At 67.0% G+C, this 1,271-nt stretch carries 1 protein-coding gene; it reads left to right on the forward strand.

Annotated features, from left to right (window positions below):
- Positions 1–1,271 (forward strand): cobaltochelatase subunit CobN (locus EN781_RS32695; RefSeq protein ID WP_189347977.1); only part of this gene is annotated, 1,271 nt, incomplete at both ends.

Genomic DNA, 1,271 nt, shown 5'->3' on the forward strand with positions numbered 1-1,271 from the left:
GGCCACCCTCCCCTCGAGGGGGAGGGAGACGGCGCTCCCATCGTCCCCATCCTCTTCTACCGCTCGATGCTGCTCGCCGCCGATGTCGCGCCGATCGATGCGCTGGTCGACGCACTGCACGCGCAAGGCATCGCGCCGGTGCCGATCTTCGTTTCGAGTCTCAAGGATCAGGCGTCTCTGGCCTTCGTCGAGAACGCCCTCGCCTCACTGAACCCGGCCGCCATCGTCACCGCCACCGCATTCGCCTCCGGCGCCGAGCCCGGCGCGGAGACGCTGTTCGACCGTGCCGGCGTGCCGGTCTTCCAGGTCATCGTCGCGACCACGCGCCGCCAGGTCTGGGAGAAAAACCAGCGCGGCCTGGCTCCCGCCGACCTTGCCATGCATGTCGTGCTGCCGGAACTCGACGGCCGCATCCTGGCCGGCGCGATTTCGTTCAAGGGCGAGAGCGAAACCGACCCGGCGCTAGCTTTCCGCGCCTTCGCCAACCGGCCGGAGATCGATCGCGTCGCGCAGGTCGCCAAGCGCATCGCGGCGTTCATTCGCTTGCGGCGGACCGAGCGGGCCGAGCGCAAGCTGGCGATCCTGATACCGGATTATCCGAGCGCGCCCGGCCGTACCGGCTATGCCGTCGGCCTCGACGTGCCGTCGAGCGTGCTCGCGATGCTGCACGACCTGAAGGAACAGGGCTATGCGGTTGACGCGATTCCGCAATCGCCGCGCGCGTTGCTGGATGCGCTGGAGGTGGGTGGTGGCGGGCTAGGGCTGACGAACTATCTAGACTTGTCGAAAGAGTTGCCCACTGAGGCAATGACTGCCGTCGAAGCTGCCTGGGGAAAATCAGACGAGACAGGTTCGCGCGAGGCGCCCCCCTCTGTCCTGCCGGACATCTCCCCCACTAAGGGGGAAATTGGCAGTTCTGGCATCGGCTCTCCTCTTGCAACGGCGGCGATTAGCGAAGGTGGCGGTGACGGCATGATCTCCCCCCAAGTGGGGGAGATGTCCGGCAGGGCAGAGGGGGGCGCGACAGAACGCCAACCTTCATCATGCAGACAGCACTTCCCCTTCCGCGCCGCAACCTTCGGTAACCTCACCGTGGCACTCGCCCCCGATCGTGGCCGCTCAGTCGACCGCCGCGCCGACTACCATGACCCCACTTTGCCCCCGCGCCACGACCTGATCGCCTTCGGCCTCTGGCTGCAAAAATCGCTCGGGGTCCACGCCCTCATCCATGTCGGCGCGCACGGCACGCTGGAATGGCTGCCGGGCAAGAC

The sequence above is a fragment of the Mesorhizobium sp. M4A.F.Ca.ET.090.04.2.1 genome (assembly GCF_003999085.1).
Lineage (GTDB): Bacteria > Pseudomonadota > Alphaproteobacteria > Rhizobiales > Rhizobiaceae > Mesorhizobium.